Source organism: Amycolatopsis heterodermiae (genome assembly GCF_034929455.1).
GTDB lineage: Bacteria > Actinomycetota > Actinomycetes > Mycobacteriales > Pseudonocardiaceae > Amycolatopsis > Amycolatopsis heterodermiae.
This window is the reverse complement of the sequence record NZ_JAYFSI010000006.1, coordinates 14,770-38,703: the sequence shown is the minus strand read 5'-3', so window position 1 is coordinate 38,703 and position 23,934 is coordinate 14,770. Positions and strand designations below refer to the sequence as shown.

28 protein-coding genes are annotated in these 23,934 nt (G+C 72.5%); 17 read left to right on the top strand and 11 right to left on the bottom strand.

Annotated features, from left to right (window positions below):
- Positions 1 to 174: 174 nt before the first annotated feature.
- From VA596_RS25170 to VA596_RS25160, 3 genes are all read right to left on the bottom strand, one after another.
- Complete coding sequence (locus VA596_RS25170; RefSeq protein WP_323330612.1) at positions 175 to 1,656, bottom strand: FAD-dependent oxidoreductase; 1,482 nt, start codon at positions 1,654 to 1,656, stop codon at positions 175 to 177.
- A 3-nt stretch (positions 1,657 to 1,659) separates the two neighbouring features.
- A complete protein-coding gene (locus VA596_RS25165; protein ID WP_323330611.1) occupies positions 1,660 to 2,568 on the bottom strand; it encodes an AurF N-oxygenase family protein in 909 nt (302 codons plus the stop codon).
- Positions 2,569 to 2,653: 85 nt separating this feature from the next.
- Positions 2,654 to 3,412, bottom strand: a complete 759-nt coding sequence (locus tag VA596_RS25160) for an AraC family transcriptional regulator (protein WP_323330610.1) — start codon at positions 3,410 to 3,412, stop codon at positions 2,654 to 2,656.
- An 87-nt stretch (positions 3,413 to 3,499) separates the two neighbouring features.
- Here VA596_RS25160 and VA596_RS25155 point away from each other — a divergent pair, with 87 nt between their 5' ends.
- Positions 3,500 to 4,240: a sulfite exporter TauE/SafE family protein gene (locus tag VA596_RS25155; RefSeq protein ID WP_323330609.1), complete on the top strand. Its 741-nt coding sequence runs from the start codon at positions 3,500 to 3,502 to the stop codon at positions 4,238 to 4,240.
- A gap of 280 nt (positions 4,241 to 4,520) precedes the next feature.
- Positions 4,521 to 6,101, top strand: coding sequence for an adenylate/guanylate cyclase domain-containing protein (locus VA596_RS25150; protein ID WP_323330608.1), 1,581 nt, complete (start codon positions 4,521 to 4,523; stop codon positions 6,099 to 6,101).
- A 51-nt stretch (positions 6,102 to 6,152) separates the two neighbouring features.
- Here the strand turns inward: VA596_RS25150 and VA596_RS25145 are convergent, their stop codons facing one another.
- Entirely contained in the window at positions 6,153 to 7,685 is a 1,533-nt protein-coding gene (locus VA596_RS25145) for an FAD-dependent monooxygenase (RefSeq protein WP_323330607.1), read from the bottom strand.
- An 87-nt stretch (positions 7,686 to 7,772) separates the two neighbouring features.
- On the opposite strand from VA596_RS25145, the gene VA596_RS25140 reads away from it, so the two are divergent.
- A complete protein-coding gene (locus VA596_RS25140; RefSeq protein ID WP_323330606.1) occupies positions 7,773 to 8,492 on the top strand; it encodes a TetR/AcrR family transcriptional regulator in 720 nt (239 codons plus the stop codon).
- A gap of 3 nt (positions 8,493 to 8,495) precedes the next feature.
- Here VA596_RS25140 and VA596_RS25135 read toward each other — a convergent pair whose 3' ends face one another.
- Positions 8,496 to 9,125: a TetR/AcrR family transcriptional regulator gene (locus VA596_RS25135; protein WP_323330605.1), complete on the bottom strand. Its 630-nt coding sequence runs from the start codon at positions 9,123 to 9,125 to the stop codon at positions 8,496 to 8,498.
- Between the two features lie 76 nt (positions 9,126 to 9,201).
- On the opposite strand from VA596_RS25135, the gene VA596_RS25130 reads away from it, so the two are divergent.
- The 3 genes from VA596_RS25130 to VA596_RS25120 all read left to right on the top strand — a co-directional run bounded on the left by VA596_RS25130 (position 9,202) and on the right by VA596_RS25120 (position 11,605).
- A complete protein-coding gene (locus VA596_RS25130) occupies positions 9,202 to 9,555 on the top strand; it encodes a hypothetical protein (protein ID WP_323330604.1) in 354 nt (117 codons plus the stop codon).
- A gap of 545 nt (positions 9,556 to 10,100) precedes the next feature.
- A complete protein-coding gene (locus VA596_RS25125; RefSeq protein WP_410171931.1) occupies positions 10,101 to 10,604 on the top strand; it encodes a SigE family RNA polymerase sigma factor in 504 nt (167 codons plus the stop codon).
- Positions 10,601 to 11,605: a hypothetical protein gene (locus tag VA596_RS25120; RefSeq protein WP_323330602.1), complete on the top strand. Its 1,005-nt coding sequence runs from the start codon at positions 10,601 to 10,603 to the stop codon at positions 11,603 to 11,605. Before VA596_RS25125 ends, VA596_RS25120 begins: the two co-directional genes overlap by 4 nt.
- A 3-nt stretch (positions 11,606 to 11,608) precedes the next feature.
- Here the strand turns inward: VA596_RS25120 and VA596_RS25115 are convergent, their stop codons facing one another.
- Both VA596_RS25115 and VA596_RS25110 read right to left on the bottom strand, forming a co-directional pair.
- Positions 11,609 to 12,598 (bottom strand): TerC/Alx family metal homeostasis membrane protein, encoded by a 990-nt coding sequence (locus VA596_RS25115; RefSeq protein ID WP_323330601.1) that lies wholly within the window; start codon positions 12,596 to 12,598, stop codon positions 11,609 to 11,611.
- A gap of 87 nt (positions 12,599 to 12,685) precedes the next feature.
- Positions 12,686 to 13,084, bottom strand: a complete 399-nt coding sequence (locus VA596_RS25110; protein ID WP_323330600.1) for a winged helix-turn-helix transcriptional regulator — start codon at positions 13,082 to 13,084, stop codon at positions 12,686 to 12,688.
- Positions 13,085 to 13,200: 116 nt separating this feature from the next.
- Here VA596_RS25110 and VA596_RS25105 point away from each other — a divergent pair, with 116 nt between their 5' ends.
- Positions 13,201 to 14,049 (top strand): SDR family oxidoreductase, encoded by an 849-nt coding sequence (locus tag VA596_RS25105; RefSeq protein ID WP_323330599.1) that lies wholly within the window; start codon positions 13,201 to 13,203, stop codon positions 14,047 to 14,049.
- A 47-nt stretch (positions 14,050 to 14,096) separates the two neighbouring features.
- On the opposite strand, the gene VA596_RS25100 is transcribed toward VA596_RS25105, so the two are convergent.
- The gene (locus VA596_RS25100; protein WP_323330598.1) at positions 14,097 to 14,993 is read right to left on the bottom strand and encodes an SDR family oxidoreductase; all 897 of its coding nucleotides are present in this window, start codon (positions 14,991 to 14,993) and stop codon (positions 14,097 to 14,099) included.
- Between the two features lie 97 nt (positions 14,994 to 15,090).
- On the opposite strand from VA596_RS25100, the gene VA596_RS25095 reads away from it, so the two are divergent.
- The gene (locus tag VA596_RS25095; RefSeq protein ID WP_323330597.1) at positions 15,091 to 15,669 is read left to right on the top strand and encodes a TetR family transcriptional regulator; all 579 of its coding nucleotides are present in this window, start codon (positions 15,091 to 15,093) and stop codon (positions 15,667 to 15,669) included.
- 71 nt (positions 15,670 to 15,740) lie between these two features.
- Here the strand turns inward: VA596_RS25095 and VA596_RS25090 are convergent, their stop codons facing one another.
- Positions 15,741 to 16,409: a TetR/AcrR family transcriptional regulator gene (locus VA596_RS25090; RefSeq protein WP_323330596.1), complete on the bottom strand. Its 669-nt coding sequence runs from the start codon at positions 16,407 to 16,409 to the stop codon at positions 15,741 to 15,743.
- 134 nt (positions 16,410 to 16,543) lie between these two features.
- Between VA596_RS25090 and VA596_RS25085 the strand changes: the two genes are divergently transcribed.
- The 3 genes from VA596_RS25085 to VA596_RS25075 all read left to right on the top strand — a co-directional run bounded on the left by VA596_RS25085 (position 16,544) and on the right by VA596_RS25075 (position 18,236).
- Positions 16,544 to 17,452, top strand: a complete 909-nt coding sequence (locus VA596_RS25085) for an SDR family NAD(P)-dependent oxidoreductase (protein ID WP_323330595.1) — start codon at positions 16,544 to 16,546, stop codon at positions 17,450 to 17,452.
- A 107-nt stretch (positions 17,453 to 17,559) separates the two neighbouring features.
- Positions 17,560 to 17,853, top strand: coding sequence for a hypothetical protein (locus VA596_RS25080; protein WP_323330594.1), 294 nt, complete (start codon positions 17,560 to 17,562; stop codon positions 17,851 to 17,853).
- On the top strand, positions 17,850 to 18,236 hold the full coding sequence (locus VA596_RS25075; RefSeq protein WP_323330593.1) for a nuclear transport factor 2 family protein: 387 nt from the start codon (positions 17,850 to 17,852) through the stop codon (positions 18,234 to 18,236). The genes VA596_RS25080 and VA596_RS25075 overlap by 4 nt, the downstream gene beginning before the upstream one ends.
- Here VA596_RS25075 and VA596_RS25070 read toward each other — a convergent pair.
- Together VA596_RS25070 and VA596_RS25065 are read right to left on the bottom strand one after the other, a co-directional pair.
- Positions 18,233 to 18,850 carry a class I SAM-dependent methyltransferase gene (locus VA596_RS25070; protein WP_323330592.1) on the bottom strand — a complete coding sequence of 206 codons (618 nt, stop codon included), beginning with the start codon at positions 18,848 to 18,850 and terminating at the stop codon, positions 18,233 to 18,235. The genes VA596_RS25075 and VA596_RS25070 overlap by 4 nt on opposite strands.
- A 22-nt stretch (positions 18,851 to 18,872) precedes the next feature.
- A complete protein-coding gene (locus VA596_RS25065; RefSeq protein ID WP_323330591.1) occupies positions 18,873 to 19,022 on the bottom strand; it encodes a hypothetical protein in 150 nt (49 codons plus the stop codon).
- A gap of 160 nt (positions 19,023 to 19,182) precedes the next feature.
- On the opposite strand from VA596_RS25065, the gene VA596_RS25060 reads away from it, so the two are divergent.
- The 6 genes from VA596_RS25060 to VA596_RS25035 all read left to right on the top strand — a co-directional run bounded on the left by VA596_RS25060 (position 19,183) and on the right by VA596_RS25035 (position 23,934).
- Entirely contained in the window at positions 19,183 to 19,584 is a 402-nt protein-coding gene (locus VA596_RS25060; protein ID WP_323330590.1) for a GntR family transcriptional regulator, read from the top strand.
- Complete coding sequence (locus tag VA596_RS25055) at positions 19,581 to 20,462, top strand: ABC transporter ATP-binding protein (RefSeq protein ID WP_323330589.1); 882 nt, start codon at positions 19,581 to 19,583, stop codon at positions 20,460 to 20,462. Before VA596_RS25060 ends, VA596_RS25055 begins: the two co-directional genes overlap by 4 nt.
- Positions 20,459 to 21,445 (top strand): transporter, encoded by a 987-nt coding sequence (locus tag VA596_RS25050; RefSeq protein WP_323330588.1) that lies wholly within the window; start codon positions 20,459 to 20,461, stop codon positions 21,443 to 21,445. Before VA596_RS25055 ends, VA596_RS25050 begins: the two co-directional genes overlap by 4 nt.
- A 22-nt stretch (positions 21,446 to 21,467) precedes the next feature.
- Complete coding sequence (locus VA596_RS25045; RefSeq protein ID WP_323330587.1) at positions 21,468 to 22,589, top strand: alpha/beta hydrolase family protein; 1,122 nt, start codon at positions 21,468 to 21,470, stop codon at positions 22,587 to 22,589.
- 119 nt (positions 22,590 to 22,708) lie between these two features.
- Positions 22,709 to 22,840: a hypothetical protein gene (locus VA596_RS25040; RefSeq protein ID WP_323330586.1), complete on the top strand. Its 132-nt coding sequence runs from the start codon at positions 22,709 to 22,711 to the stop codon at positions 22,838 to 22,840.
- Positions 22,837 to 23,934, top strand: a complete 1,098-nt coding sequence (locus VA596_RS25035) for a YeiH family protein (RefSeq protein ID WP_323330585.1) — start codon at positions 22,837 to 22,839, stop codon at positions 23,932 to 23,934. Before VA596_RS25040 ends, VA596_RS25035 begins: the two co-directional genes overlap by 4 nt.

Sequence of the window (23,934 nt, the reverse complement as noted above, 5' to 3'; positions counted from 1 at the left end):
GTCGACACGGGCGTCCCGCTCAGATGAGCAGCTTTCCGGAGTTGTCCGATATGGACATCCTTATTTCTTCGGTACCGCACCGGATTCGGTGCGGTACCGCATCACTCATCCGGGGGATGCCGCACGCACGAAACCGCCCCGGTCTCCGAGGGAGACCGGGGCGGCTGCACGAGGTCAGCGGCGGCCGAACCGCTTCCGGCGGCGCGCGGGCAGGCGTCCGGCGACGGCGTCCTCGATCAGGGCGCCGACCGTCTCGCGGGCGCACGTCCGGTTCGCCCCGATCCCGCCGGACGGGCCGCGCTTGATCCAGCCCGTGACGTACGTGCCCGGGAGGCCGTCGACGCGGCCCGCGGTGTTCGGAACGCGCCCGGTCCGCTCGTCGAAGGGCAGGCCTGGCACCGGGGCACCGCGGAACCCGGCGGCCCGCACGACCCGGCCCGCGAGGATCTCGACGTCGCCGCCGGGGCCGGTGACGCGCACGCCCCGGACCTCGGTGTCGCCGGTGAACGCGACCGGCGCCGAGTGGAACCGCAGCACGATCCGGCGGTGGTCGTCCGGCGGGGGCGCGGACCAGTCCACGGCCTCCCGCGGCAGCCCGCGCAGCCACGCCGCCTGGCCCTCCCCCTGGTCGACGGCCGCCGCGACCCGCGGGTCGTGCGTGTCCACCACGAGGTCGGCGCCGGCGCGTCCGGCGAGGGCCAGCAGCTCCGAGCGGGTGTACGCGGCGGTCTCCGGGCCCCGGCGGGCCAGCAGCACGACCTCGCGCACCTTGCTCGACCGCAGCCGGGCCAGCGCGGCCGGCGCGATCTCGGTGCCGGCCAGGGTCTCGGGGTCGGCGGTGAGGATGCGGGCGACGTCGAGGGCGACGTTGCCGGTGCCGACGACGGCCACCCGCTCCGCCGAGAGGTCGACTGCGCCGGGCTTGATGTCCGGGTGGCCGTTGTACCAGCCCACGACGGTCGTCGCGGCGAGGCTGCCGGGCAGGTCCTCCCCCGGGACGCCGAGGGGGCGGGCCGCCGTGGCGCCGACCGCGTAGACCACCGCGTCGTGGCGCCGGGCCAGCTCGGCCGCGGTGACGTCGCGGCCGACCTCGGTCCCGAGCCGCAGCCGCAGCCGCGGGTGGTCGTGGAAGCGCGCGAACGTCTCGCCGATCTTCTTGGTCGACGGGTGGTCGGGCGCGACGCCGTAGCGGATCAGGCCGCCGGCCACCGGCAGGCGGTCGACCAGGGTGACCCGGGCGTTGGTGTGCAGCAGCAGGTCCTCGACGGCGTACATGCCCGCCGGGCCGGTGCCGACGACGGCGACGTCCAGCGGCGCGAAGTCGCTCGGGAGCACCCGGGTGAACGCCGGGGGCGCCCACCGGTGGAAGTTCGGCGCCGTGGTCGCCTCGGCCAGCACGTCGCGCCCGGCGTAGTACTCGGCGTTGATCTCCTCGTAAACCCGCAGCGACCCGGTCAGGTCGCCGGCCGGGAAGATCGCGTCGACCGGGCACGCGTCGGCGCAGGCCCCGCAGTCGATGCAGGTGCCCGGGTCGACGTAGAGCATCTCGGTGCGGCCGAAGTCCGGCTCGTCCGGTGTCGGGTGGATGCAGTTGACCGGGCAGACCGACACGCAGGAGGCGTCGGCGCAGCAGGTCTGCGTGATCGCGAAGGCCATGACTCAGATCAGGTTCGCGCGCTTGTAGAACCACAGCGCCGGCTTGGTCAGCAGCCCGGCGGAGTGCAGGAACTCCATCAGCCCGGAGCAGCTCGAGCGCAGCATCGACTTGTGGTGCTGATTGGCCTTGGCCTCGCGCCGCGCGCGCTTGCCGTCGAGCCCGGCGTTCTCGTAGACCTTGGCGTTCACCATGCTCGTGACGATGAAGAAGGACGCGATCGAGACGACCAGGGCGTTGATCTGCCGCCGCACCCAGCCGGCGCCCTCGAGCCGCTCGCGGGTCTCCTCGCGGGCGAACTTCATGTGGCGCGACTCCTCGACCACGTGGATGTTGTTGATGGTCCGGACGAACGGGACGACCCGCTCGTCGCGCATCCAGTCGCGCTGCATGACGTCGAGGACCTCTTCGGCGACGAGGATCGCCGCGTAGGCGGCCTCACCGGTCGCGGTCGCCTTGAAGACGCGGCCCATCTCGACGACGAACCGGGTCGGCCGGTAGGCGGGCGCGCCCAGCTTGGCCGCGCCGCGGGCGAACATGATCGAGTGACGGCACTCGTCGGCGATCTCGGTCAGCGCCCACTGGAACGCCGGGTCGGTCGGGTCCTTGGCGTAGAAGTCCCGCAGGATCATCTGCTGCAGGATCATCTCGAACCAGATCCCGGTGCTGGCCACCGACGCCGCCTCGTGACGGGTCAGCTCGCGCTGCTGCTCGGGGGTCATCTCGTCCCAGTAGGACGTCCCGTAGAGCGTGCTCCACTCGGGGCTGGCGCCGTGGAAGCCCTTGTCGAGCGGCGTCTCCCAGTCGACCTCCGTGACGGGGTCGTACGAGAGCTGCTCCGACGAGTCCAGCAGCCGCCGCGCGATGGTCTCGCGGTCCGTCACTTCCGGTTCGCGCTCGCCGATGCTCGTCATGGCCGACCTCCTCGTCAGGTGTTACCACGGTTTACTGTTACCAACCGTAACACATACCGGTTCCAGTGCACACCCGTCCTCGGAGTCAGCGGTACTCGCTCGGCGGCGCGCCGAGCAGGCGGCAGAACATCGTGGTGAACGCGCCCGGCCCGGAGTAGCCGAGGCCGGCGGCCACTTCGGCCACCGGCGCGCCCGCTGCCAGCAGCGGCAGCGCGTGCAGTACGCAGGCCCGGCGCCGCCACGGGGCGAGGCCGAGCCCGGTCTCGGCGCGGAACCGGCGGTGCAGCGTCCGCTCCGCGACGTGCAGCCGCGCCGCCCAGGCCGCCGGGCGGACGTCGATGCGGGGCGCCACCAGGAAGTCCTGGCACAGCCGGCGCAACTCCGGGTCGGCGGGCAGCGGCAGGTCGAGCGGCAGCGGAGCGGCCCGGCGCAGCTCGTGCAGCGCGAGGTGCAGCAGCGCCGCGTCGCGCCCGCGCAGGGTGTACCGCGGCTCGACGTCGACGGCTTCTCGCAGCAGTTCCCGCAGCAGCGGCGTCACCTCGACGACCCGGCAGCGGCCCGGAAACCACGGCACCGCACGGGGTTCCACGTAGAGGCTGCGGGTGCTGACCCCGTCCATCCGCACCGCGTGCGGGGTGCCGGCGGGGATCAGCACGGCCCGGTGCGGCGGCACGATCCACGCCCCGTCGGCCGTCTCGACCCGCATCGAGCCGGTGACGCCGTAGAGCACCTGGGCCCGCCGGTGCCGGTGTTCGGCGAGCACGTGGCCGGGCGGGTAGTCGGTGCCGATGGCGACGACGTCCCGCTCGAGGCCGTCGACGGTGTCGATGTGGATGTTGCGCACGAGCCCGAGCCTAGGTGGCCGGAACTCGGAAGAAGGTGGCCGATCATCGAATGCCCGCCAGGCTCGTCCGCCGTAGCGTTCCGGGACGTGCTCCTTTTCGGACTGGGCGTCCTCAGCGGCGTCACCACGGCGCTCTTCGGTTTCGGCGGCGGCTTCGTGACGGTCCCGGTGGTCTACGCCGTGGCCGCGGCGGGCCCGGGCGCGATGCACGTCGCGGTCGGGACGTCCGCCGCGGTGATGCTCGTCAACTCGCTCGGCGCGACGGTCACCGTGGCGCGGGCGGGCCGGCTGCACCGGGAGTACGTGTGGCCGCTGGCCGCGTTCGTCGCCGCCGGCGCGAGCCTGGGCGCGCTGGCCGCGACGAGCGTCCCGGACGGCGTGCTGCACGCGCTGTTCGCGGCGTACCTGGCAGCGACGATCCTCGACAGCCTCCTGCGACGCGGCTTCGTCCACGGCAGCGAGCGGCGGCCGCTGAGCCGGGCCACGGTCACCGCCGGCGGCCTCGGAATCGGTGCGGTGGCGGCGTTCCTGGGGGTCGGCGGCAGCGTCCTGACCGTCCCGCTGCTCCGGCGGCGAGGCCTGCCGATGAGCGACGCGACGGCGCTGGCCAACCCGCTGAGCCTCCCGGTGGCCGCAGTGGCGACGGCCGTCTACCTGACCGCGCCCGGGCCCGCAGCGATCGACCCGGCCGCGGCAGGCCTGCTGCTCGCGGGCTCGCTGCCGACGATCGCCCTGCTGCGGCGGTGGTCACCGGCCATCCCGGACCGCGCACACGCGGTCGCGTACCTGGGTTTGCTGGGCGCGGCACTGGTCACCGTTCTGGCGTGAGCCCGGCGCTCCGGACCGCGCGCACGCCGCCGCCTATCTCGGGTTGCTGGGCGCGGCACCGACCACCATCCTGACGTGAACCCGCGCACGCCGCACCCGGTCCCGGCGGCCCTCCGGACCGCGCGCACACCGCCGCCTACCTCGGGTTGCTGGGCGCAGCACTGGCCACCATCCTGACGTGAACCACCCGTCGGCGTGAACCCCGGCGCGCCGCACCCCGGCTCATCGGCGCTTCGGTGTACAGTCGTTCACTCAATCGTGTGTCGATCGGCGGGAACCGGTGCACTCATCCACTGAATCACCAGCCGGGCCCTTCGGCTCCGGGTTGCTCGGGCCGCTCGACCAGGACGTCTCCGTGCTGCGGCGGCGCGTTCAGCGGCTGCTCACCCTCACCCTGGTCGCCACCAACGTCATCGGGGCGCTGGTCGTCGTCGGGCTCGCGGCTCTGCTCATGCCGGCGCCGGGCCTGTCCGGCGACCTCGTGCACGCCACGGCGGTCGCGGTCCCGGCCTACGTCGTGTCCGCGGTGGTCATCGGCGCTCTCTGGGGAACCCGGGGCGCCCTGCGGACCCTCCGCTGGGCGGCCGAGGGACGCCGTCCCAGCGACGCCGAGCGCGCCGCCAGCCTGCGTGTCCCGCTGCGCCTGACGCTCATGCAGGCGGTGCTGTGGGGCGTGGCGACCGTGGTGTTCGCCGGGCTGGCCGTGCTCCTGCAGCCCGGTGTCGCGCTGACCGTGTTCCTCGTCGTCGCGTTCGCGAGCGTCGTCGTCTGCGCGATCGCCTACCTCTTCGGCGAGTTCGCCCTGCGGCCGTACGCCGCGCGGGCGCTGGCGGGCACCACCCCGGCGCGGCCGCTCAGCGGCGGCGTCAACCTGCGGATGCTGCTGTTCTGGTGCCTGGGCACCGGCGTCCCGGTCGCCGGCCTGGTCGTCACCGCGGTGCTGGCCTGGGTGCGCGGTGACGTGTCGACGACGAAGCTCGCCGTGTCGGTGATCGCCCTCGGGCTGGTGGTGCTGTGCTTCGGCCTCCTGGTCACGGTGTTCACCGCCCGCGCCGTCGTGAACCCGATCCGGTCGGTCCAGGACGCGCTGGCCCGGGTGCGGGCCGGCGACTTCGGCGGCGAGATCCCGGTCTACGACGGCACCGAGCTCGGCCTGCTGCAGGCCGGGTTCAACGGGATGGCCGCCGGGCTGCGGGAGCGCGAGCGAATGCGGGACCTGTTCGGCAGGCACGTCGGCCGGGAGGTCGCGGTCGAGGCGATGCGGACGTCCGCCGAGCTGGGCGGCACCGTCCGCACGGTCTCGGTGCTGTTCGTCGACGTCGTCGGCTCGACGGCGCTGGCCGCGAGCCGCCCGCCGGAGGAGGTGGTCGGGCTGCTCAACCGGTTCTTCGCGGTGGTCGTCGACGAGGTCGACCGCCACCACGGGCTGGTGAACAAGTTCGTCGGCGACGCCGTCCTGGCGATCTTCGGCGCGCCGACACCCCTGGACGACCACGCGACGTGCGCGCTGGCCGCCGGCCGCGCGATCGCCGCCCGGCTGGCCGCCGAGGTCCCGGACTGCCCGGCGGGCATCGGCGTCGCGACGGGCGACGCGGTGGCGGGCAACGTCGGCGACCCGCGCCGCTTCGAGTACACGGTGATCGGCGACCCGGTCAACGAGGCGGCCCGCCTGACGGAGCTGGCGAAGAACGCCGACGGCCACCTGCTGGCGTCGTGGACGGCGGTCGAGTCGGCGACGGCCGACGAAGCCGCGTGCTGGCAGGCCACCGAGGAAGTCACCCTGCGCGGCCGCACCCGCCCCACGACCCTGGCCACCCTGCGCACGGCCGATGTCCGTGAAGGCCACCTTGAGGGACTCTGAGTCCCTCAAGGTGGCCTTCACGGATTTCCTTGCACCGGCGGGAAACCCGGGTCAGGCGGGCGGGCCTAGCCAGGTGGTCAGGGCCTCGTGGAGGCCGGGGACCTCGCCGCCGACGGCGGCCCAGGCCATGTGGCCGTCCGGGCGGACCAGCGCCGCCAGTTTTTGGTCCGGGAAGGCCAGCGGGCTCGCCGTCACCAGCTCGATCCGGTCGCCCCACGCCGCCGCCACCTCGGCGGCGCCCGTGCCCGTGTCGAGCAGGACCGCGCGGCCGGCGCGGAAGCGGGGTGCCAGCGTCGTCCCGTCGTCCAGCGGCAGGTCCGGCACGCGGTGGCCGATCAGCGGGAAGTCGCCCGGCAGGTCGTAGTGCTGCCACGCGCCGCCGACCTTCGACACGACGTACGTGGCGCCGTCGGGGGTGTCGAGCAGGTCGGCCATGACTTCGCGCAGCGCGTCGGCGCGCGGACCCCGCCCCGCGCTCAGCGCCGTCTGCGCCAGGCTCCAGCGCTGCACCCACGCGCCGATCGGGTGCCGCTCGGCGGTGTAGGTGTCCAGCAGCGCGTCCGGCGCGGCGCCCCGCGTGACGAGCGCGAGCTTCCACCCCAGGTTGACCGCGTCGCCGAGCCCCAGGTTGAGTCCCTGCCCGCCGGCCGGCGAGTGCACGTGGGCCGTGTCCCCACACAGCAGCACCCGGCCCCGCCGGTACGTCGTGGCCTGCCGGGTCGTGTCGGCGTAGCGGGTGGCGACGTGCACCCGCGTGACGCTCACGTCGGTGCCGCTGACCCGCCGCAGGCTGTCCTGGATCTCCTCCGCCGTCACCGGCGCGTCCCGGTCGGGCGGCGGGGTGTACTCGACGGTGTGCACCCGGGGCGGTCCGTCGCCGTCGGCCCAGCCACCGACCACGTAGGCCCCGTTTTCGCTGCCCTGCCAGCCGTCCGCGACGAGCTTGCCCGGGTCGTCGAGGTCGACGACCGCCTGGCGGCCGGTGAAGACCGGGTCCACGCCGGGAAAGTCGAACCCGGCCAGCCGCCGTACGGTGCTGCGCCCGCCGTCGGCGCCCACCAGCCACCCGGTACGGACCGTTTCCTGTCCGATGTGGACGTTCACACCGTCCTCATCGGACTCGAACGCGGTCACGGCAACCCCGCGCCGCACCTCGACGTCCAGTTCGGCCGCCCGGCGCGCGAAGATCGCCTCCAGATCGGCCTGGGCGATCACGCCGGCCCCGAGGAACTCCTCCCCCGGGCCGGGCGGGCGCAGCCGGTCGGCGCGGATGCCGATCCCGGCGAAGTGCCCGACGAAGACGTCCGGCCGCTCCCCCGTTTCCCCCGGTTCGAACTCGGGCAGCCCAGCACCGGCGCCCAGCCACATCGCCGCCGCGCGCTCGACGGCGGGCAGCAGGCCGCGCAGGTGCAGCGCATGCACCGACGGCGAGTTGAGCGCGCGGGCCCCCATCGACCCGAACCGCGAGCGCGGCGTCCCGGCCTCGCGCTCGACGACCAGCACCCGCGCCCCGCCCAGCCTGAGTTCGCAGGCCAGCATCAGGCCGACCGGGCCCGCACCCGCGATCACCACGTCGTAGTCCATGACTCCCCCAGAAACCCGGCAACACTGTTCTCGGTATCGCCACCGTAGCGAACTGGGTACAGTGTTCGCAATATCCGAGGAGGTCCTGTGCCGGCGAACGACCGCCCGCCGCTCTGGCTGCGTCCCGAACACGGGACACGCGGGCCGAAACCGGCCCACACCCGCCACGCCGTCGCGGTGGCCGGCATCAAGATCGCCGACACCGAGGGGCTCGACGCCGTCTCGATGCGGCGGATCGCCGCCGAGCTGGGCACCGGCACGACGTCGCTCTACCGGTACGTGTCCAAGAAGGACGAGATCCTGCAGCTGATGGGCGACGAGGTCGTCGGCGAGCTGCGCGGCACCGTGCTGCCCGCGGACTGGCGGGACGCGCTGCGCACGATCGCCCGCCTGATGCGGGAGACCGCGCTGCGGCACCCGTGGTTCCCCGCGCTGGCCTCGGGCCGGCCGAACCACGGACCGAACAGCCTGTGGTGGACGGAACTGACGTTGTCCCCCTTCGACGGCCTCGACCTCGGCACCGACGAGCTGCTCGCCAACCTCGGCACGCTCTCGTCGTTCGTCCTCGGGCACGTGCAGAGCGAGATGGCCGACCAGGAAGCGGCGCGGCTCTCGGGACTCAGCCACGAGCAGTGGATGGACCGCGAGGGCGAGTACGGGCCGATGATCATGGGCAGCGGCCGGTACCCGCGGCTGACCCGGGTGATGGTCGAAGCCGAGACGCCGCACGCGGCCGACCGGCGCGACCGGTGGTTCGAAGCCGGGCTGGAACGGGTGCTGGCGGGCATCGCCGCCCACCTGCCCTGACGCTCAGATCTTGACCACGCTCAGCGGTGCGGGCGGCGGCAGCGGCGTGCCGGCGTGCTCGGCCCGGAACGAGTTCAGCAGGTAGGCGACCAGCCGCCGCGACGCCACCCGGGACGCCTCCGTGGTGTCCTTCGCGACGCCGTCGTTGGCCATCAGCACCAGCTCCAGGTCGCTGAGCGCGAAGTCGGCCCGCAGCTTCCCCGCCGCCTTGGCGCGCTCGACCAGCTCGGCGAAGCGGCGCACCGCCCGGTCGCGTTCCGCGGAGACGTCCGTCGCGGCCGGGAACGCGGCGGCGACGGCGGCGCTGAAGCCGCGGTCGCACGCCTGCATCTCCCCCACCTTCTCCACGACCGTGACGAACCCGCGCCACGGGTCCGGATCGTCCAGCGCGTCGTCCACGACGGCGACGCAGGTGTCGAACTGGTGCGAGAAAACCTCGCCGACCAGCGCCTCCTTCGTCGGGAAACGGCGGTACAGCGTGGCCATCCCGACGCCGGCGTGCCGGGCGACGGCGGCCATCGGCACGTCGAGGCCCCGGCGGGCGAACAGGTCGTGGGCCACCTCGACGATGCGCTCGCGGTTGAGCCGGGCGTCCCGCCGCAGCGGCGCCGGGTGAGAAGGGTCCACGCTCATCCTTCTCACTTTACGTCAAGTGGACAGCCCTGTCCGATTGTCCGGCTACGTTGGGGGACAAGGAAAAGGAGGTCCGATGAGGACGAACGGCCAGCTGGTCGACCGCGCGGTCGAGGGGTTCAACCGCCGGGTGGTGGCCCTGCGCTCGTCACGCCGCTGGGGCGCGGCCGTGCGGCGGCACCTGACGATCGTGACCTACACCGGACGGCGCTCGGGCCGCACGTTCAGCATCCCGGTGGGCTACCGGCGCACGGGCGACACGGTCGTGATCGGCGTCCGCATCCCCGGCAAGAAGAACTGGTGGCGCAACTTCACCGGCGAAGGCGGCCCGATCACCGTCGAGCTGGACGGCGGCGACCGCACCGGGCACGCGATCGCCCGCGAGGACCCGAAGACGGGCGTGACGGTCACGGTGCAGCTGACTCCGTGAATTCGGTTGCCCGGCCGGTGACCATGGACTCATGAGAGGACGACCGGGTCCGCACGGCGCCGGCCGCCCGGAGCTGCTCACGACCTGGTCCGGCTCCCGCTGAGGCTCGAGTTGTGCGGCGACCGCGCGGTGTTCGGCGGCACCTCGGCGGACGGTGCCCGCCGCACACCCGCGACCGCTCGGCCGCCGCCATCCTTGCCCCGAAAGACCGACCGCTGCGGGCCGAGCTGCCGGCCGGTCTCACGGAGTTCCTGGCGGCGAGCGGGACCACCGATCAACGCCGGTTGACCCTGGCGGCTCGGCAGCACCTCAGCACACCCCGGACGCCACGGCCGTGCTCTCCGCGGCCCCGGAGTCACGGGCGCGTGGTCCCCGCCTCGCCCGGCGACAAGGTCGTCGTGCGCAGCCGAGGAAACTCGGCCTCCGGTGACCGGCGCCACTTCCGCGCCCTCGTGCAACCTTCCCGGCGCCACGCGGCATCAGAGGGGTGTCAGACCGCAGCGAGGCCGAGAAGAAGTGAGGTGGCGCCGATGGGCGCGGTGCCCGTGGACACGGGGTTCACCGACTACGTGACGGAACGGGCCCCCTGGCTGCGCAAGGTCGCCTTCCTGCTCTGCGGGGACTGGCACCGGGCCGACGACCTGGTCCAGACCGCCGCCACCTTGCTCTACACGAACTGGCACCGCGCCGCCCGGGCCGGCAACCTGGACGGCTACGCGCGCCGGACGCTGGTGAACACCTTCCTGGCCGAGCAGCGGACGTCGTGGTGGCGGCTGGTCGACCTGCGCCCGGCCGACCACGACCCGCCGCCCGCGTCGCGCTCCGACCTCGAGTCGGCGCTCGACCTGCGGGCCGCGATCGACCTGCTGCCGCCGCGGCAGCGGGCGACCGTCGTGCTCCGGTACTTCTGCGACCTGCCGGTCGAGGAGGTCGCGAAGACCCTCGGCTGTTCCGCGGGCACCGTCAAGAGCCAGACATCCCGGGCCGTGGAAACGCTGCGTGGCCTGCTGCCCACCGAGTCCCTCAGCACCCCGGAGGCATCCGCGTGACCGTCGACGACCTGGCCGTGCGCCTGAAGGAACTGACCGAAGAACCCGCTCCGCCGATGGCGCTCGACCTCGACCGGGCCCGCCGGGTCGGCGGCCGCCGCCGCCGGCTGCGCACGGCCGCGACGGTCGCGGGGTGCGCCGCGGTCGTGATCGCCGGCGGCCTGACCGCCGTGACGCTCACCCGCTCACCCGCCACCCCGGACGCGCCCGCCGCCCAGCCGCCGCAGCCGCCGGTGGTCTCGGTCGCGCCCGCGCCGGCCGACGACCCCCTGGTGGCGAAGGCGAGCTTCGGCTGGCTGCCCGCCGCGTTCACCGGCGTCGAGTACGGCGTCGGCGAGCACGGCGACTACTCGCTGGCCATCGGCCGGGGCGACCTGGCGCCGATGATCTGGCTGACCGTCTACGACAAGGAACCGCCGCTCGACCGCCTGAACCAGCTGGGCGGGCGCGCGGTGAGCGTCCCGGCGCGGATCGGCGACCGGACCGGCTACTGGGTCACGGCCAACGCCGAGGACCCGATCAACGGCGGTGACGCCTACCTGCGCTGGCTGACCGCGGACGGCCGCTGGGCCGAGCTGCACGGGTACTACCTCGACTTCCCGGACGTGCAGCAGGCGCTGCTGCGCGTCGCGGGCGAAGTCACCATCGGGACCAAGGCCGTGCCGCTGCCCCTGCACGTCAGCAGCCTGCCGCCGGGGTTCCGCCTCGCCGACGGGCAGCTGTGGCGGCGGCCCGACCAGGACCGCGTGCCGTGGAAGCTGCAGCTGTACTACTCGGTGAACGGCGCGAACGTGGTGATCGAGGTCGCGCCGCCCGGCGGTTACCCGCCGAAGATGGGCAACCCGAAGTGCACCACGAAGAACGGGCTGAAGGCGTGCGTCACCGTCGACCTCCCGGCGGCCGCGGGCCTGGACGCGATCGGCGGCCTCCAGGGCCTGCTCGACCGGATCACGCTGCTCGGGCCCGACGAGAAGAACTGGACCACGCACGTGATCGGCTGAGGATCAGGGCTCGGGATCCGAGCCCCGCAGGGATCCCGGGTGCGCCTTCGCATCCGGGTCCCGGCGGGTCTTGAGCAGGCTGGCCACCGTGACCACGGCGAGGATGCCGAGGATCACGCCGAGGCTGAGCGGGGTGGGGATCTCCGGGAAGCCGTCGTCGATGTCGACGTGGGCCCAGTGCAGGATCAGCTTCACGCCGATGAACGCGAGGATCACCGCGAGCCCGGTGGAGAGGTAGACGAGCCGGTCGAGCAGCCCCTTGACGAGGAAGTACAGCGCGCGCAGGCCCAGCAGCGCGAAGGCGTTGGCGGCGAACACGATGTACGGCTCGTCGGTGACGCCGAAGACGGCCGGGATCGAGTCCAGGGCGAACAGCAGGTCGACGCCGCCGATCGCGACGAGCACCACCACGAGCGGCGTCACCAGCCGCCGTCCCGCCACCTTCGTCGTCAGCCGGCCGCCGTCGTAGTCCTCCGACAGCGGCAGCACCCGGCGGGCCGTGCGGACCACGATGTTGTTCTCGACGTCGGGATCCTCGTCGCGGTGGCGGAACAGCTGGACGCCGGTGTAGATCAGCAGCAGGCCGAACAGCAGGAACATGAACGAGAACAGGGAAAGCAGCGTCGCGCCGACCGCGATGAAGATCCCGCGCATCACCAGGGCCAGCACGATCCCGAAGGTGAGCACCTTGTGCTGGTGCTCCTCCGGGACGGCGAACGTGGTCATGATGATGACGAACACGAACAGGTTGTCGACCGACAGGCTCTTCTCGACGATGTAGCCGGCGAAGTACTCGGTGCCGAACTCGCCGCCGTGCGCCAGCGTCAGCCACACCCCGAAGACCACCGCGACGAGGATGTAGCCCACCGACCACGCGACCGCCTCGCGGAAGCCGACCCTGTGCGGCCGGACCGCGGCGAGCACCAGGTCGAGGGCGAGCAGGCCGAGGATCACGGCCAGGGTGACCAGCCAGGTGCCGGCGCCGATGTCCATTCCGCTCCCCCGCTCGGGCGTCCTTTGCCGCGATCGTAGGGGGAAGCGCGCCACCGCGCACCCGGGCTCCACTGTGGACGGTGCCGGTCAGGCGCGCCGGGCGTCGTACTCCTCGTTCGCGGCGAGCACTTCCGGCATCTGGCCCTCGACGTCCTGGATCAGGGCGACGAGCAGCTCCGCGGTGCGGCGGCCGCGCGCGGTGAGGCTGTACTCGACCTTCGGCGGGATGGTCGGCTGCGCCTCGCGCAGCACGAAACCGTCGCGTTCCAGGGCCTGCAGGGTCTGCGCCAGCATCTTCTCGCTGACGCCCGAGACGCGGCGGCGCAGCGCGTTGAACCGGAACGTGCCGTCGTAGAGGGCGGCCATCGCGAGGATCCCCCACCGCCCGGTGATGTGCTCGAGCGTGGAGCGGGACGTGCACGCCTGCGCGAAGACGTCGAACAGCACCCGTCCGTGCTCGTCGACCCACTCCGGCGCTTCCGTCATGCCTCCCACGGTACCGGGCGCACCGCACAATCCCCAGTGACGGTACTCACCATCAGTTTGCACTTTCTCAAAGTTAGTACACTCTCAAGGTAAGCAACCGACTTGAGGAGCTACGCATGATCGTGGTCACCGGCGCCACCGGACACCTCGGCCGACTGGTCGTGGACGGCCTGCTCGCCCGCACCAGCCAGGTCGCCGCCGCCGTGCGCGACCCCCGCAGGGCCGACGACCTCGCGGCCCGGGGCGCGCAGGTCCGCGAGGCCGACTACGACCGGCCCGAAACCCTCGCGGCCGCCTTCGCGGGCGCGGAGAAGGTGCTGCTGATCTCCAGCAGCACCCCCGGCCAGCGGCTCGCCCAGCACGAAGCGGTCGTCAAGGCCGCCCAGGCGGCGGGCGTGCGCCACCTCGTCTACACCAGCGTCCTGGCCGCCGACACGACGAAGCTGTTCGTCGCGCCCGACCACAAGGCGACCGAGCAGCTGATCCGCGACGCCGGCATCCCGTTCACCTTCCTGCGCAACGGCTGGTACACCGAGAACTACGGCCAGACGGTGCAGCAGGCGCTGGCCACCGGATCGTTCGCCGGCAGCGCCGGCGACGCCCGCCTGGGCGCGGCCCCGCGAGCCGACTTCGCCGAAGCGGCCGTCGCCGTCCTGACCGGCGACGGGCACGCCGGGAAGACCTACGAGCTCGCCGGCGACACCGCCTTCAACTACGCCGAGTTCGCTTCGGCGATCGCCGAAGCCGCCGGGAAGCCGGTGACCTACCAGGACGTTTCCCCGGCGCGGCACCGGGAACTGTTCGTCGCGGCGGGCCTGCCCGAGCCGGTGGCCGACATGCTGGTCGACGCCGACCGCGGCATTCGCGACGGCGAACTGGCCACCACCAGCGGCGACCTGAGCACCCTGATCGGGCGTCCGACGACCCCGCTGGCCGACGCCGTCGCCGCGCTCGTCAAGAACTGAAGGCCCCTGACGGCGTGCCCCCTGGGTCACGCCGTCAGGGAACGCTTTCACTGCACCGAATACGCGCCCGCGTCGAGGTCCTCGATCAGGGTCGGGCCGGCCGGCGCCCAGCCGAGCAGCTCGCGCGTCTGAACGCTGGTCGCGGCGAGATCCATGGCGAAGAAGCCGCCGATCCAGCCGTAGTGGTCCTGGACGTCGTCGGGCGCGATGGAGGCGACGGGCAAGTCGAACGCGCGGCCGATGGCCTCCGCGATCTCGCGCGTCGGCACGCCTTCCTCAGTGACGGCGTGCAACCGGCTGCCCGCGGGCGCCTTCTCGAGGCCGAGGGTGACGAGGCGGGCGGCGTCGGCCACGTGCACGGCGGCCCAGCGGTTGGTCCCGTCGCCGGGGTACCCGGAAACGCCCTTCTCGCGGGCGATCGCCGAGAGGACCGCGATGAACCCGTGGTCGCGGGTGCCGTGGACGGTCGGCGAGAACCGCAGGCTCACCGGGTGCACGCCCTTTCCGGCGAACTCGAGCGCGAGGTTCTCGCTGCCGCCGCGCGGGGAATCCGGGCCGTGGAACGGGGACGCGTCGTCCTCGGTGGCCGGCCGGCCCTGGGTGAGCGCGGCGATCCCGGAGGCCAGCAGGAACGGGCGTCCGGTTCCTTCGAGGGTTTCGCCGATGGCCTGGACCGCGCCCCGTTCGGCCGCGTTCGACACGGCCTGGTTGGCGAAGTCGTGCTTGTTGGCGAGGTGGATGACGGCGTCGGCGTCCGCCGCGCCGGCGCGGATGCCGTCCAGGTCGTCGAGGTCGCCGCGGCGGACGCGGGCGCCCTTCGCCTCGACGGCCGCGGCCGACGCGTCGGACCTGGCCAGCCCGGTGACCTCGTGGCCGCCGGCGAGCAGGTCGTCGACGACGGCGGAGCCGATCCAGCCCGAGGCTCCGGTGACGAAAACGCGCATGAGGTGAGCTCCTTCGATGATGTCAGTGACTGATGTCGGTCACTGACATCGACCATACGCCATGAAGTCAGCCGCTGTCATCACTAGACTCGGCCTCATGGTGCGTTGGGAACCGGGAACCCCGGAACGGCTGCAGCGGGCCGCGCTCGAGCTGTACGCCGAGCGCGGCTTCGAAGAGACGACCGCCGCGGAGATCGCGCAGTCGGTCGGCCTGACCGAGCGCACCTTCTTCCGCCACTTCAGCGACAAGCGCGAGGTCCTCTTCCACGGGCAGGAGCTCTTCGCCCGGGCGTTCCTCGACGGCGTCGACGCCGTGCCGCCGGACGCGTCCCCGCTCGAGGTCGTCGCGGCCGCCCTGCGCGCCGCGACGGTGTTTTTCCCCGACGAGCGCCGCCCGTACTCCCGCACCCGCCAGTCCGTGATCGACCGGAACCCGGCGCTGCAGGAACGCGAACTGCACAAGCTGGCCAGCCTCGCCACGACGCTCGCCGAGGCGCTCCGAGCCCGCGGCGTCACCGAACCGGCGGCCACCCTCGCGGCCCAGTCGGCGGTGACGGTGTTCGGGATCGCCTTCGGGCAGTGGATCGCCGAGGGCGAGGAGCGCTCGCTGGCCGACATCGCGGACAGCGTGCTGGGCGAGCTGCGCACGGTGACGGCCGGTCCGCCGACGGCCTGACCGCGCGGAACCAGGCCGGCTCCGGGTCCACTTCGGACTCAGCGAGCCCCCACCACGACCGGCCGGGCGGGTCAGCTGCTTCGCGCGACAGCTCCCGCGATCAGCGTCGCGAGACCGTGCTCCAAAGCCGGCGCCAGCTCCACGCGGAACGCGGCCAATGCCGGGTCCTGCTCATAAGCGGCGAGCATGCTGGCCGACGGCCGGCACTGCGTCCAAAGCCCGCCCGTCAGGACCATCGCCAGGAAGCACACCGACTTGGCTTCGTCGCCCGTCTCGGGTACGTACCGGCGAATGAGGTCGGCCATCTCGTCGAGCCCCGCGAGCGCGGAGCGCTTGAAGCGCACCGCGACGTCGACGGACACGTTGCGCTCCAGGACGCCGGCCTGGGCGCCGATGAGGTCGCACAGCACCGCGTGCTTGGCCAGCGACTGCGCCACGACCGCCGAGAACCGGTCGCCCCGGTCCCGCACGGGCAGGCTCGGGTCGACGCCGCCGGCCAGCTCCACGGCCACCTCGGCGAGCCAGCTGCCGAGGGCGCGGTCCAGCAGTTCGAGCAGCACGGCCTCGCGGGATTCGAAGTAGCGCAGCACGTTCGACTTGGCCAGCCCGACCCGGCGGCTGAGCTCGTTGAGGGTCACCTCGGCCACCGGCATCTCGTCGAGCATCCCGAGCGCCGTGTCGAGGATCGTGCGGCGCCGCTCCTCCCGCTGCTCCGCGCTGCGCGCCCGCTGGAACGTCATGCCACACAGGGTAACCGCCGGACGCCCAAAGTTAAAGACTGGCGGTCTCTTGACAACAGACCGACGGTTCCTTAACGTCGGTGACATAACAGACCGCCGGTCCGCAAGGGCCGAACCCGACCAAGGGGAACGACATGGGCAAGAACTGGACCGACCGCGACGTCCCGGACCAGACGGGCCGGGTGGCCGTCGTCACCGGCGCGAACACCGGCCTGGGGTTCGAGACCGCCCGGGTGCTCGCCGAGCACGGGGCGTCGGTAGTACTGGCCGTGCGTGACGTCGAGAAGGGCAAGCAGGCCGCGAGCCGCTTCGGCTCGGGCGCCGACGTCACCGTGCAGGAGCTGGACCTGTCGTCGCTCGACTCGGTCCGTGCCGCCGCGGCCGACCTGCACGCCACGCTGCCGAAGATCGACCTGCTGGTCAACAACGCCGGCGTGATGTACCCGCCGCGCCAGACCACCCGCGAGGGCTTCGAGCTGCAGTTCGGCACCAACCACCTCGGGCACTTCGCGCTCACCGGCCTGCTGCTGGACCTGCTGCTGCCGGTCCCCGGCTCGCGGGTGGTGGCGGTCGCCAGCCAGGGCCACCGCATCCGCGCCTCGATCCACTTCGACGACCTGCAGTGGGAGAACTCCTACGACCGGGTCGCGGCCTACGGGCAGTCGAAGCTGGCCAACCTGATGTTCGGCTACGAGCTGCAGCGCCGGCTCGCGCCGCACGGCACCACCGTCGCCCTCGCCGCCCACCCCGGCGTGGCCCGCACCGAGCTGATGCGCCACACCCCCGGCGTCCTGCGCGGGCTCTTCTCCGTGGCCGCTCCCCTGTTCACCCACGACTCGGCGCACGGCGCGCTGCCGCTCCTGCGCGCCGCCACCGACCCCGGCGCCCTCGGCGGCCAGTACTACGGCCCGGACGGACTCGGCGAGTCCCGCGGGTACCCGGAGGTGGTCGCCTCCAGCCGGCAGTCCTACGACGTCGCGATCCAGCGGCGGCTGTGGACCGTCTCGGAGGAGCTGACCGGGGTGAAGTTCCCCGTCGGCTGATACACCACGAACCCGATCCGGGTGAGGGCATTTCGACCGTCATCGGTGTAACGGCACCCGGCCTTCCCGCGACTTTCCAGTATCGCGCGGAGAAGGCTGGGGTGCCGATGACCGAACGTCGAGCTCGGCGGGTCGAAGTGGCCGCCCAGCCCCGTCACGTCAGCCTAGGGGACGCCCCGGGCGACGACACCGCCGAACAGGCCCCCGCTGAGAAAGCGGAGGAATTCGAATACCTCGGGATCCTCGTCGAGCGCAAGCACGACGGGGCGCCGGCCGGCGAGACCTGGCTGCCGATGGGCGACGACCCCTCCGAGGAGGACGACGAGCGGCTCATCGCGGCCCTGCACGAGGCCTGGCTGTGGACGACCGAAGCGGACCGCGTGAGCGGTACCTCCTGGTGAGCGACGCCGGAACCCGGGCCCGGATCGCGGAGCACTGGACGGCGTCCGAGCGCGGGGACATCGACACCGAGCACGCGATCTACGCCGAGGACGCGATCCTCGACTACCCCCAGTCCGGGGAGCGCTTCCGGGGCCGGGCAAAGATCCGGGCGCAACGCGGCGGGCACCCGGCCGAGCGGCACTTCGCGATCTCCCGCATCTCGGGCAGCGGTGACTTCTGGGTCAGCGAGTGCGTCATCACCTACGACGGCGCGGCCACGCACTCGGTGAGCGTCATGGAGTTCACCGGCGGGTTCGTGACGCACGAGACGCAGTACTTCGCCGACCCCTTCCCGGCTTCGCCCGACCGCGCCGCGCTGGCCGAGCCGATCCCGCCCGCTTAGCCGGGCTTGCGCGCGACCAGCCGCTCCACCAGGCCCAGCTTGAACCGCTCGCGCCGCTCGACCGGCAGCCCGCGGGCCTCGACCTCCTTCGACGGCCGGCGCCGGAAGTGCTCGCCGGCCAGCGGCACGCTGGCCAGCTCCACCAGCCACTGCATCACCCGCACCACCCACGGCGAAGCCGCGACGTGGTCCACCAGGATCAGCCGCCCGCCGGGCCGCAGGACCCGGACCATCTCCCCCACCGCCGTCACGTGGTCCGGGATCGCGCAGAGCCCGAACGTGCACACCACCGTGTCGAAGGACGCGTCGGCGAACGGCATCCCGTCCGCGCTGCCCTGGCGCAGCGTCACCTCACGGCCGAGCCCGCGCGCCCGTTCCCGGGCGATGTCGAGCATCCCGGCGCTCAGGTCGAGGCCGGTCAGCACGACGTCCGCGGGATAGCAGGGCAGGTTCAGCCCGGTCCCGACGGCGACCTCGAGCACCTCGCCCGCCGCCTGCCCGCAGGCCCACTCCCGCGAGTCGCCGAAGAGGCGGCGGTCCCAGATCCCCATTTCCGCGTCGTACGTCGCGGACTTGCGGTCCCAGTACCGAGTCCACCGCTCCGCCTTCGTCATGCCCTCAGGGAACCACGAAACGTCAGCCTTCGGTGTCCGTGTCCAGCTGCCAGCCCGCTAGGGCCGGGGTCCGGCGGGCGCGTTCGAGGCACGCCAGGTGCGTGTCGTCGGCGGGTTCGGGACCGCGCTCGCCGTCCACGGCCTGGTGGACCTCCTGCATGGTGTCCGGCATCCGGCACCCCCGTTCTCCTTGTGCGGCAAGGCTTCCCCGGCTCCTGTGAGCACAGCACACGCCGGCGCGGTGCCGGGGTCTCAATCTGAGACAAGACCCCCTAGCCCGGCAGGGCTCTGTTTAGCTATAGTACTAGTCACCTAGTTAAATGGAGTTGCCGATGATCGAATTCCACCTGGACGCCCGGTCGGGCCTGTCGCCGTACCAGCAGCTCGTCCAGCAGGTGCGGCACGCGCTGCGGCTGGGCCTGCTGGACGAGGGGGACCAGCTCCCGAAGGTCAAGGACGTGGTCGCGAACCTCGCGATCAACCCGAACACCGTGCTCAAGGCCTACCGCGAGCTGGAGCACGACGGCCTCGTCTCGGCCCGGCCCGGCGTCGGCACGTTCGTGACCGCGACGCTCGGGAACGTGTCGTTCGCGGCGCTCGGGCCGCTGCGCCGCGACCTGAACCGCTGGCTTTCCCAGGCTCGCAAGGCCGGTCTCGACGAAGAGAGCATCGAGGCCCTGCTGATGTCCACGTTTCGCGACTCCGCAAGATCCGCAAGAGAGGACATAGCGTGACCGTCCTGCGCGCCCAGGGACTGGGCAAGAAGTACAAGCGCGACTGGGCGTTGACCGGCTGCACCCTCGAGATCGAAGCCGGTCACGTCACCGGGCTCGTCGGCCCCAACGGCGCCGGCAAGTCGACCCTGCTGAACATCGCGTCCGGCATGCTCGAGCCGACCACCGGCACGATCGAGGTGTGCGGCGGGGTGCCCGGCTCGGGGCCGGATCAGCTGGCCAAGGTCGGGTACGTCGCCCAGAACACGCCGGTCTACCCGGGCCTGACGATCGACGAGCACCTGCGGTTCGGCGCCCACCTCAACCCGCGCTGGGACGCCGCGCTCGCCAAGAAGCGGATCGAACGCCTCGGCCTGGACCCGAAACAGCCCGCCGGCAAGCTGTCCGGCGGGCAGCGCGCCCAGCTGGCGCTGACCCTCGGCATCGCGAAGCGGCCCGAACTGCTGCTGCTCGACGAACCGGTCGCGGCGCTCGATCCGCTGGCACGCCGGGAGTTCCTGCAGGACCTCATGGAGGCCGTCGCAGAGGACGGGCTGTCCGTCGTGATGTCCTCGCACCTGGTCAACGACCTCGAGCGGGTCTGCGACCACCTCGTCGTGCTGGTGGACTCCCAGGTCCGGGTGATGGGCGAGGTCGACGAGCTGCTCGCCACGCACCACCGCCTGTCCGGGCCGCTGCGCGACGTCGAAACCCTGCCGTCGGACCAGCACGTCGTCTCCGCGAAGCACACCGACCGCCAGACCACGGTGCTCGTCCGCACCGAGGCACCGATCCTCGATCCCGTGTGGACGGTCGGCCAGATCGGCCTGGAGGACCTCGTTCTCGAGTACATGAGCAACCCGTCCGCCGCCCGCCCCGCCCTGGAGGTGCTCCGATGACCTGGTTGGCCTGGCGCCAGCTCCGCGTCCCCGCCCTGGCGGTGTACGCCGCGCTGGCCGTGATCGGCGTGATCCTCGCGATCACCGGCCCGGAGCTGGTGGGCCGCACGAACTTCTCCGACCAGGACGTGCTCTACGGCGGCACGATCCTCGTGCTCTACCTGCTGCCCGCGGCCATCGGCCTCTTCTGGGGCGCGCCGATGATCACCCGCGAGCTGGAGCACGGCACGCACAGCCTGGTCTGGAACCAGACCGTCACCCGCCGGCGGTGGCTCACGACCAAGCTCGCGGTCGGCGTGCCGGCCGCGGCGCTGGCGGCCGGCCTGCTGAGCCTGGCGGTCACGTGGTGGGCGTCCCCGATCGACACGCTCTCGGCCACGGCGACCGACGGCGAAACGCTGTCCCGCATTTCGCCGGTGGTGTTCGCCGCGCGCGGCATCGTCCCGATCGGCTACGCGGTCTTCGCGTTCGTGCTCGGGGTCGCCGTCGGGATGGTGCTGCGGCGAACCGTGGCCGCCATGGCCGTCACCCTCGTCGCGCTCGCCGCCGTGCTGATCGCGATCCCGTTGTTCGTGCGCCCGTACCTGCTGCCCGCGGTGCAGGAGGACGTCACGATCGCGAACTCGTCGATCACGAACATCACCGGGAACGGCTCCGGGGTCGAGACGATCGGCGTGGCGAGCCCGCCCGGGGTGTGGTTGCTGGCGAACGAAACCGTGGACCCGGCGGGCAACGCGGTCTCGCCGCTGCCCGACTTCGTGCAGAGCTGCATGCCGCGCCCGGGCCGGGATGCGGGACCGCCGGACCCGCGGGGGGTCAACGCCTGCATGGCGCAGCTGGACACACACGGCTACCACCAGCGCCTGACCTACCAGCCGGGCTCCCGGTTCTGGCCGCTGCAGTGGCTCGAACTCGCGCTGCTGCTCGCCGTGTCCGCGCTGCTCACCTGGTTCGCCTACCGCCGCATCCGCCACCTGTCCTGATCCCGTCACACTGGGGGAAACCATGCGCACTCTCGCCGTCGCCACCGCACTGGCCGTCTCGGCCCTGACCGTGACACCCGCGGTGGCGGACACGACGCCCTACCTGCCCAGACCGACCGGCTCGCACCCGGTCGGTGTCACCTCACTGTCTCTTAAGGACACTTCACGCCCGGACCCGTGGGTGCCTTCGGTGCCCTACCGGGAGCTGATGGTCTCCGTCTTCTACCCGGCAACCTCGGCGCACGGGCCGGCCAAGCCGTACATGACGCCGCTGGAGTCCGAGCGCAACCTCGAGCGGGAGGGCATTCCCGGCCTGTCGCTGGACGTCCTGAGCACCGTGCGGACCAACGCCGTCGTCGACGCGCCGGCGGCCGGACGGCGCCACAGCCTGCCGATGGTCGTGCTGTCACCGGGCTGGACGCAGCCCCGGGCCGTGCTCAGCGGCCTGGCCGAAGACCTGGCGAGCCACGGCTACGTCGTGACCGTCGTCGACCACACCTACGAGAACCGGGCCACCACCTTCCCCGACGGCCACGTCACCGGCTGCGCCGCCTGCGAGGTCGACGACCAGCCGGGGTTCTGGGAAAAGCTGGCGGGGACCCGGGCGGCCGACACGTCGTTCGTGCTCGACGAGCTGACCGGGCCGCACGCGAAGTGGCGCGGCAGCACGCTGATCGACCCCGCGCGCGTCGGCATGGCCGGGCACAGCGCGGGCGGCGCGAACACCCTGCAGGCGATGCTCGCCGACCCCCGGATCCGCGCCGGGATCGACATCGACGGCTCGACCCACGTGCCGCTGCCCGCGTCCGGGCTGTCGCGGCCCTTCCTGTTCCTGGGCAGCAAGGACTTCTACACCCCGGGCACGCCGAACCCGTACGACGACTGGGAAACGGACTGGACGCACCTGACCGGCTGGAAGCGCTGGCTCATGGTGTCCGGCACGGTGCACAGCTCGTTCACCGACCTCGGCCCGCTCGCCGGCCAGCTGGGGGTGGACGTCGGCGCGTCGCTCGGCGGTGACCGCGCGCTGGCCGTCACGCGGGCCTACGTCCGGGCGTTCTTCGACCAGCACCTGCGGTGCCGGCCGCAGCCGCTGCTGGCCGCGCCGTCGCCGGCCTATCCCGAAGTGAGCTTCATCCGGTAAGGGGGATCCGGCGGCGGGGGAAGCGGGCCGCTCCCCCGTCGCCGCCTCTTGTCCCACTTCCTGGACGTCCGGGGCGCGTGCTGTCCAAGAAGCGTTCCGGCGCCTACAGTCCTGCAGTCATGAGTCCCGATTCAGACCGTGAACCGGCGCCCCGGATCAGCGCCGACTGGGCCGCCGTGGCGGTCGCGGCCGTGCTGGTGCTGCTGGCCGCGCTCGGCCTGCTGCCGACGATCACCTTCCTCGTCAAATGACCACGCCAGCCGACACGACCACCACCGGCCGCGGTGGCCTGACGTCGATCCCGGTCCTGCGCTACCTGCCCGGTCTCCTGCTGCTCGTCGCCGTCGGCGTCGTCGGAACGCTGGCGCAGAACGGGATCCGCAGCATCGGCAAGGCGACCGGGACCGCGCTGCCCGACCTCGAGTACGTGCTGTGGGCGATCATCCTCGGGCTGCTCATCCGCAACACGATCGGCGTCCCGGCGCCGTTCCGGCCGGGTGTGGCCACCTACGAGTTCTGGTTGAAGACCGGCATCGTGCTGCTCGGCGCCCGGTTCGTGCTGGGTGACCTGGCCAAGCTCGGCGGCCTGAGCCTCGGCCTGATCCTCGTCGACATGGCCGTCGCCACCACCGTGATCCTGGTGGTGGGCAAGCTTTTCGGGCTCGGCGGGAAGCTGTCGTCCCTGCTGGCCATCGGGACGTCGATCTGCGGGGTCTCGGCGATCATCGCGGGCAAGGGCTCCATCGACGCCGACGACGAGGACTCCGGCTACGCCATCGCCGCGATCCTCGCGCTGGGTGCCCTGGCGCTGTTCACCTTCCCGCTGATCGGGCACGCGCTGAACCTGTCCGACACGCAGTTCGGCCTGTGGGCCGGGCTGGCCGTGGACAACACCGCGGAGACGACGGCGACCGGCGCGGCCTACTCCCCGCACGCCCAGGACGTCGCGGTCGCGGTGAAGAGCACCCGCAACGCGCTGATCGGCCTCGTCGTCCTGGGGTACGCGGCGTACTGGTCCACCCGCGGCGGCAAGGCTGTCGCAAGTGGACCGAAGGAGCGCGTCGCCTTCGTGTGGCGCACGTTCCCCAAGTTCGTGCTCGGCTTCATCGCCGTGTCCGCGCTGGCCACCGCGCACGTGTTCGGCAAGGCCGAGGTCACCAGCCTGGGCAACCTGTCGAAGTGGGCGTTCCTGCTGTGCTTCGCCGGTGTCGGGCTGAACTTCGACCTCCGGGAGATGGCCCGCAGCGGCTTCCGCCCGCTGGTCGTCGCGGCGCTGGGCCTGGTCGTCGTGGCGGCCTGCTCGCTCGGCCTGGTGCTGCTGACGTCCCAGTGGCTCACGTTCTGA